Source organism: Emticicia sp. (genome assembly GCF_049241225.1).
Taxonomy (GTDB): Bacteria; Bacteroidota; Bacteroidia; order Cytophagales; family Spirosomataceae; genus Emticicia.
Genome location: NZ_JBMLRC010000406.1, coordinates 1 through 7,863 on the forward strand (window position 1 = coordinate 1; position 7,863 = coordinate 7,863).

Consider the following 7,863-nt stretch of genomic DNA (forward strand, 5'->3'; position numbering starts at 1 on the left):
GGTCCAAAGTGCTTGAGCATTACGATTGGGTCATTGGCTGAATGATTCGTGATTGTTACGCCCTCCATAGCTGCTTTTTCGGTGATAAAAAACTCATCGTTCGTTAGCTGTCCATAGCGAATCAAAGCTGGTGTTTCAATATTCCAAACACCCATTTTTCCGTGTCCTTGCATCATGATTATTCCGTAAGCGGCACTGTCTTTAATTGTTACGGTTTGCCCTGGAAAAACAGTCAATTCTTTTGCAGAAAATGCCTCTGAACGATAACAAACCCATTTTTCAATATAGCCTTCTGCTTCCATTTCTGCCACATCTCTCACTGGTTTTGGCTGCATGAAACGAGTTTCGAGCAAATTTGGATTAGTGTTTAATTCCCAGTCAATTACTCCCATTAGTTGGTCATAATCGCCAATTTGGTCAGGAGGTGTGCCATTCCACAATAATTCTTCTGGAATAACTGCCTCATTCACCAAAGATTGATACATGGCAAAAACATCTGATGCTTTTTGTGGCTCATACGTACACAAACTTCCTGGAGCGTGCAACATTCCTGGAGGAACATCCCAGCCAGTTCCTGGAATTAATGGAAACGCCTGCGAATACATCGTGATTTTATTATCACCTTTCGTGAAATTCATCAAACATTCTTTGATTTGCTCTTTGGTTGTACCCGGGGCGATACCGAAAAATGTATAAGGAAAATCTCCACCGTGATTATTCAATTGTGGCGGATAATAATAGGCTTCGGGCTTGCCGAGTTGACCAATTTTGGCCGCTTCTTCGTCGTTGTGGTGAATGTGGTGCGGTAAAGGCCCCATATTATCAAAAAACTTAGAGTACATCGGCCAGCTTTTGTATTCATTCCAAAGACGGTCACCGATGATTTCTGCACCAAGTTCGTCGATTGCATCTTTCAAAAGTACTCTTTCATCACCTACAATAACGAAGCTTAAACCTTCATTTTCGCCAGTTAATGGGCCATTTTTTGCAGGAGTTGTTGATGAAAGCCAACGCTCATCTATTCCGCCACGAACACCACCGAGTACATAATAATCATCGGGGTGAAGTTTTATTCTGCGGCCTGGCACACAAAACGAACGTGGAACCCAAGTCGGTGCTAATCGTAAAATTCCTTTTCCTTGTTCTAAAGCTTTTTGTGCTATACTTAAATTTGACATAATGTAATGTTTATTATTAGAGTTGAATTTTATTTTTTTTAGTTATGTGTCGTAGTTTTAGTGCTTTGAATTTTGTAAAATTTGATTTTAAAATAATTTTTGAGTTGTTTAGTACACCTCAGAAACAATTAGAAAAAATACCGTACAAAATCTGATTTTCTTAAACTTAGTTTTAAAATTCTTTAATTAACTTACCCAGAAAGGGTTTATACAAATTAACTAAGGGCAACGCCCTTAAAAATTATATTAGCAAGACCTTAAAGCCCTGAAAAGGCGGAACATTGGATAAAAACTTGTGTTGCACTTTCAGTGCGTATGCGTGTTAGTTTTACTCAATAATAGGGCATTGGCCCTATTTTTACATGTGATGCCCTTTCAGGGCTAAAAAATACAAATACCCACTTTTTATGATTTTATCCTAAATTTCTATCGCTCTGATTTTTAAATCAAAACTTCTTGTTTCGTAAGATTCAAGAAAAATTAATTCTTTATTGGCTCTTGCTTGGGCTTGTCCGATTGGTGTATTGGTCGCGGGCTCGATGCCTGTGACATACTCACCTTTGCCCCAATGTTGCCAATTAACTAAGTGTGGTAATTGGTCTTTTTTGAAATTAATCTCTACTCTCAGACCAATTTTTTCATTGTGAAGTCCTGCAACGCACATTCCTTGTTTATCGACATCTGGGTCGATAAATACTACTTCTTCACCAGTACCGAGATGGTCGTCGATGGGTGCTGGACAGGTTTTAAAATCGTTTCCTTCTTTGAAAATCTTGGCATTTTCATCGCCAAAACGGGGTTTCCATTTTCCTTCCCAAAGTATTTTTGTACCTTCATCAACCATCGGATAACCAAAGTTGAAATGATACATCAGCATCAGCGGAGCGGGTGTGTTGCCTCGATTGATGACTTCATCGTGAATTTTGAGCATTGGCTCACCAATAACTCCAGAAATTGTTCTTCTTAATTCGAGACTTGGCCCGAAAATTTTAGTTTCTTTGATAATTCCTGTAATACTCATTTCCATTTTTCCCACAACAGGGTCGGGTTGAACAATGGAAATAATTTCGGCTGGAAGATTTGAGATGTTTCCATGAATACCTCTTTCGCCAAACTCATCTTTTTCGGGGCCACCCACGTGCGAAAGTCCGCAAGTCGTTAAGAGTCCACCACCGAAGGTTTTTAGCCAATCAATTCCTCGGTCTGAGTTGGGTTGTGGAGCGTTAAATCCGCCATGACTCAGCCACGCTAAAGAATGTTGGTTATAAAATGCCTCAGCAATGTCCATTCCTCTATCAATGACCACTTTATATCTCAGCCCAGTTCCTGTATTTATCCAAGCGATACGATTTCCACGACCTAAACCATTGTCAAGAACGGAAGTTTCGATGCCCCCCATTTGGGCATGATTTGAGATTTTATCTTTATAATTTTGAATTCCGTTCATTGAAAATTACTTGACAAAGTTTTTAATTTTAAGATTTAATGACTCAAAAACCAGTCCGTAACCCGAGTATTAAAATCTTCCACGTTTTCAAAATGGAAGGCATGGCCCGCTTTTTCGTAAAGGAAAAGCTCGGCATTGGGCATTGTCGCCACAATTTCGTTAGCCATCCACTCGGGTGTAAAAATATCTTCTTTACCACCGATTACGAGAGTTGGTTGTGAAACTGCGCTTAATTCAGCAAGCACCGAATGATTGATACATGCCGCCGCCTGACCTTTTAGTCCGTGAAGTGGTTGTGGATTTGGGTCTAAATGAGCACTTTTTCGACCTTCTTCCAGTTCAGCCGCAAACTTTTCATTGTCCCACGAAGCTTTTGAGTAAATCAATAGTTGAATATAAAGGCTGAATTCTTCGGGATTAAACTTTGCTTTACAATTGACAATATGCTGAAAAATGCCTTTGGCGGCATTGTCACAACGAGCCCACGGACACATCAATACCAAAGATTTTACTTTCTTGGGGTGTCTAATTGCCAATTGCTGAGCAATGGTACTTCCCATTGAACAGCCAATTACGTGGGCATTTTCGATGTTAAGCTCGTCGAGCAGACCTGCATAATCATCGGCCATCATTGCCGTTGAGTAATCGCCTTCAGGTTTATCAGTTAAACCAACGCCACGATTATCTCCGATGATACATCTAAAATGTTTCTCGAAATAAGTAGCGTGAGGCTCCCAAACAGCACCAGCGGCCGTAATTCCCATTATCATTAAAAGAGGTGGTGCGGAGCTTGAACCACGCTTTTCGTAGTAAAAATTGATTCCGTTTGTTTGTACGAATGGCATACAATTCAACTATTTTAGGTTAGGAATTAGGTCGTTTAATATCCAATTTCCATCATGAAGCGTTACGAAATCTGGGTCTTCTAAGGCCTCTTCGCCCTCGTCTTCGCAGATAATCCAACCTTTGTAATTTATATCTTTGAGCCATTGAGTAATTGAAAGAAGGTCAACTTTTCCTTTGCCCATTAAAGCAAATTCGGGTTCGCCATTCCAGTCTTTGTAATGAACATGGTTGATGAGTGAGGCATATTCTTTCATTTTTTCGAGTGGATTCATATCGCCATTGATGATATGACCAACGTCGGGTGTCCAGCCAGTTACTGTGCTATCTAGTGATTCTAAAACTACTTTATAATCTGACTCTGTGCGAATGATTGAACTGTGCGGAGAATTAGGGTGAAAACTGCAAGGAATGCCTTTGTCGGCGGCTCTTTTGGAAACTGTATTGACGATATTCACTAAATTTCGTTGGCGATTTTCTAAATCATGACGCCCAGTTGGAATTTGAACCGTGTTTAAAACAGCCCCCGGAAAACGCTCCAACAATGCAATGGCGTTATCGGCAATTTGTTTTTCGTTTTCAGATTCTTCAGTGCCATTCCATTCTAAAGCCAAGGCGAGTGCGGCTAATTCGATGCCTTGCTCTTTTAGTTTTGCTTCAAGACGGTCGGCATCAACTAAATCGCCCATCCAAGTAAAAATTGGTTGAATGCCCGTGAAACCCGCTTTGGCAATCACTTCTATCATGTGACCCAATCGCCCTTGGTGGGTTTGTCCGTTGCCACTCATAAACCATGTATAAACTTCCGAACCAAATCGAAAAGGCAATTTTGCTTTCATTTTTATATTGGGTGAATAGTTGTTTGTTATTAATAATACTCGGTTGAAATGTGCCGTACGGACATTGTATTGTTGCGTACCTACGGCACGCTTACCATCAATGGTATTTGCATCTACCGATATTTAGCCCCTAACGGGGCAGTTTCAACTCATTACTCATATTTATTAGTAAAAGTATTTTTGGGTATTTAATCTACTAATAAATGGTGTGATTTGAATAATTAACCAATTTCCAGTAAAATCTACAATCCATGTTTTTGACACATTTCTTTAATAAATTTCAAACCACCTTCGGCAATGTGCCACGGGTCGTTATATTCTCGCCAAACGTTGATGGCATTGGCAAAATCTGGGTCATTTCTTGAAAAAGCTTCAATCGTTAGCCAGCCTTTATAATTTGCGGCAGCTAATGCAGCAAAAGCATCATCAAAAGGAACGTGTCCGTCACCTGGAGTGCCTCGGTCGTTTTCGCTGATATGTACGTGGCTCAAGTGTGGAGCAATTGTATTGATTGCCGTTGCGTATTTTTTCTCCTCGATATTGGCGTGGTGTGTATCAAACATTGCCCGAACATTCGGGTGGTTAACCATTGTTATCAATTTTGATAATTGTTCCATCGTGTTGCACAAATAACACTCGAAACGATTGAGGGCTTCGGGGGCTAAAATGATGTTGGCTTGCTTGGCGTGTTCGCCTGCTTGGTACAAGATTTCGGCAGCTCTTTTATACTCTTCGTCGAGAGCAGGATGAGCCTCAAAATGTGCATGAGCAGAATGAAAAGGCCCACAGAGAACCGTCGAACCTAAATCATAAGAGCGGTCGATTGCCCATTTTATTCGGTCTAAACCTTTCTGACGCACACTCTCCGACTCGTTGATAGGATTGGCATCGGGGCTAACGACCGTCACGGTTGTAACCTCCAAACCAATATCTTTAGAGTGTTTACCTACTACTTTATACGCATTCTCGTCGGTTGCACCTACAAAATACTCTACGCCATCATAACCAATGGTTTTTAATCTTTCAATAATCGGAAATAACTCCTCTGAAACATTGGCCGACCACGCCAAAACGTTGAATCCTATTTTATTCATATTTCTTGCTGTTAGCTCTTAGCGATTAGCATATAGCTTTTATAAATTTTTCTTGAAAAGCCAACAGCTAATTGCTAAAAGCTATTTCAATTCTTTAATTCTTAAATTACGATACTGCACTTTCATGGGTGGCCCAACGTGTACTTGTACGCCCAAAATACCTTTTGATTTTCCATTTACTAAGTCATTATCGGTTACATCGCTCATCAGAATATCATTGATGTAATGCTGTAAACGATTGCCTTTGATTATTAGATGAAAAGTATTCCAATCTTGCTTTTTAATTTTGGTCTTCAGAGCCTCATTTTCTCCTAAACTTCCTGTTACTTTTAGTTCTGTCCAAGCATTTTTTTGTACTTTTTTACGAACTTCCTCGAGAGTCATTGAGTTCGCTTGAGGGTTTATGCTCGTTATTTGCCCACGATATGCTAAAGTTGTTCGTCCACGCTCTTCGTAGTTTTGACCTGTATAGGTGTTATTTCCATCAATATCAGCTTGATAACCTCGCAAAGCGTAGGGAATATCAGGAAGCTTAACGCTTCGATAATTAATACCTGAATTACCTTTTTCAGTGATATTAAACTCACCTTTTAACTCAAAATCGGCTGGTTCTCCTCCTTTCCAGGTAATGAATGAATTGGTTTTGAGTAAAGTTTCGGGAGTGATTTCGCCGACTAAATTGCCGTTTTCTACTCGCCAATATTTGGTGTCACCTTCCCAACCATTAAGCGTTTTTCCATCGAAAATTGACTTGAAACCCTTTTCACTTTGAGCGGTATTTGAAACTTTACAACCGATTGCCAAGATAGCAATTAGAACTGCAATATTCCAATATTTTATAGTATTTTTTGTTGTCATTGGTGTATGATTAAAAAAGAGGATTTCTGTTTTAATTTCTCTATATCCGAACGCATTGACTTGGTTTTAAATATGCCTGCCCAAATTTGTTGTTACTCCTTCAGACAAGCATATAAAACTTAATCAAATCTACTTCTAATTACTTTTTTGGTTTAAACATGGCGTTGTTTTCGTTTCCTCCAGCCATCAAATATGCCATTAAATCTTTCAATTCTTCTTCATTCAAACTATTTATTAAGCCCCCAAACATAACAGATGCCGAAGATGGCTTTGATGATACTACGTTCTTTTTCAAAACCTTTTCCAACTCATTTGGAGCATACGGGTTCTGAGAAATATAATAGGCCGTTTTGTCTTCATTGATTAAACGCCCTACGATTGAGCTACCATTTTTGAGACTATAATAAGTAGCTGCGTATTGGTCAGAAACCGTTTTATCAGGCATGATGATTGACTCCAACATATCTTTTGAAGAAAAACGGGTATATAATTGACTCAAATCTGGCCCAATTGCTCCGCCATCACCTCTCATGGCATGGCACATTTTACAGGTTGTGGCGGCAAACATGGCTTTTCCGTTTTCAAAATCTCGGTCGGTTAATCCTTTTTCAACGATAGGCAAGGCGTTTTCCATTCTCCAGTTTCTGCCTGGGCCTTTTGGTGCAGTTAACGAAATAAAATCATTACCATTTTTACTCAATCTTTCTGCACCAGCGAGTTTTTCAAAATAGGCCCTTTTACTATCAGGAACATTTTTCAAAGCCAGTTTTAACGACCTATCCAAGAAACCGATATAGCTGTTTCCGCCTTTGTATTCAAAAGCTTTGTAGTACCATTTAAAGTATTTGTCTTGCAGTTCGGGCGTCCAACCTTCTTTTGCCAAACTCAACATTACGGCATAATAAGTATGTTGAGCTGGTGGAATATTAGCCAACATTGCCGCAATATCTTTCCCGTATTGAGGATTTCTCAAAATCAAATCATTTGAAGCGGTGGCCGTTTCAACGTTGAGGGCATCACTTCCCGGCTCGGTTTTAATATCCATCAAAGCGAGTGTTTTCGCAACTGCTTCGGGGGCATCTAAATAAATCAATAATTTACTCAAAGAGCGATTTAAGTGAGCCGTATTGGCTGGATAAAGTGGGTTTAGATAAGCTATCACTTTAGGTTTTTGAGTTGCGTCAGGCTGACCCATTCGCAAGAATGCCAACTCAAATGCTCTCAATAAATCTAATTGTTGCGATTGTTGTAAAGCTTTGAAGTTTACGCCCAAAAGTGCATTTACGATTTCGTTTTTCTTAGAACCATCGCCCATGCGAATCAATGAAATCAATGATTGCGTAAGAGCAACTGGGTCTTTTTCTTTCAGAGCTAAATCTTGCCATTGAGCCACTGGTTGATGCTCCAATGCCAAACGTGCAGCATAACGAATGAATCTGTCTGGACTTTTTAGCTGAGGCCAAGCCGTAGCAACTGCGGCAGGATTTGGTCCACCGGTATGGAATTTCTCCAAACTTCTACGTAAAGCATTGGCTGAGTTGATAGGAGCTGCCGCTATTGGGGCAGTGCTTTCGTTGCCCACGTAAGAAACACGGTATAAATCA

General features: G+C 39.9%; 7 protein-coding genes. All 7 read right to left on the reverse strand.

The features are described from left to right. Positions 1 to 1,178, reverse strand: a 1,178-nt coding sequence (locus tag ACOVO2_RS21115; RefSeq protein ID WP_421771889.1) for a hypothetical protein, incomplete at its 3' end; no start/stop codon positions are given. A gap of 418 nt (positions 1,179 to 1,596) precedes the next feature. Then, a complete protein-coding gene (locus tag ACOVO2_RS21120; RefSeq protein WP_421771890.1) occupies positions 1,597 to 2,625 on the reverse strand; it encodes an aldose 1-epimerase family protein in 1,029 nt (342 codons plus the stop codon). Between the two features lie 35 nt (positions 2,626 to 2,660). Beyond that, positions 2,661 to 3,470: an alpha/beta fold hydrolase gene (locus ACOVO2_RS21125; RefSeq protein WP_421771891.1), complete on the reverse strand. Its 810-nt coding sequence runs from the start codon at positions 3,468 to 3,470 to the stop codon at positions 2,661 to 2,663. 9 nt (positions 3,471 to 3,479) lie between these two features. After that, a complete protein-coding gene (locus ACOVO2_RS21130) occupies positions 3,480 to 4,307 on the reverse strand; it encodes a sugar phosphate isomerase/epimerase family protein (RefSeq protein ID WP_421771892.1) in 828 nt (275 codons plus the stop codon). Positions 4,308 to 4,549: 242 nt separating this feature from the next. Next, positions 4,550 to 5,401: a sugar phosphate isomerase/epimerase family protein gene (locus ACOVO2_RS21135; protein WP_421771893.1), complete on the reverse strand. Its 852-nt coding sequence runs from the start codon at positions 5,399 to 5,401 to the stop codon at positions 4,550 to 4,552. Positions 5,402 to 5,482: 81 nt separating this feature from the next. After that, positions 5,483 to 6,259 carry a 3-keto-disaccharide hydrolase gene (locus tag ACOVO2_RS21140; RefSeq protein WP_421771894.1) on the reverse strand — a complete coding sequence of 259 codons (777 nt, stop codon included), beginning with the start codon at positions 6,257 to 6,259 and terminating at the stop codon, positions 5,483 to 5,485. A gap of 139 nt (positions 6,260 to 6,398) precedes the next feature. After that, on the reverse strand, positions 6,399 to 7,863 hold a 1,465-nt coding region (locus tag ACOVO2_RS21145; protein WP_421771895.1), incomplete at its 5' end, for a c-type cytochrome.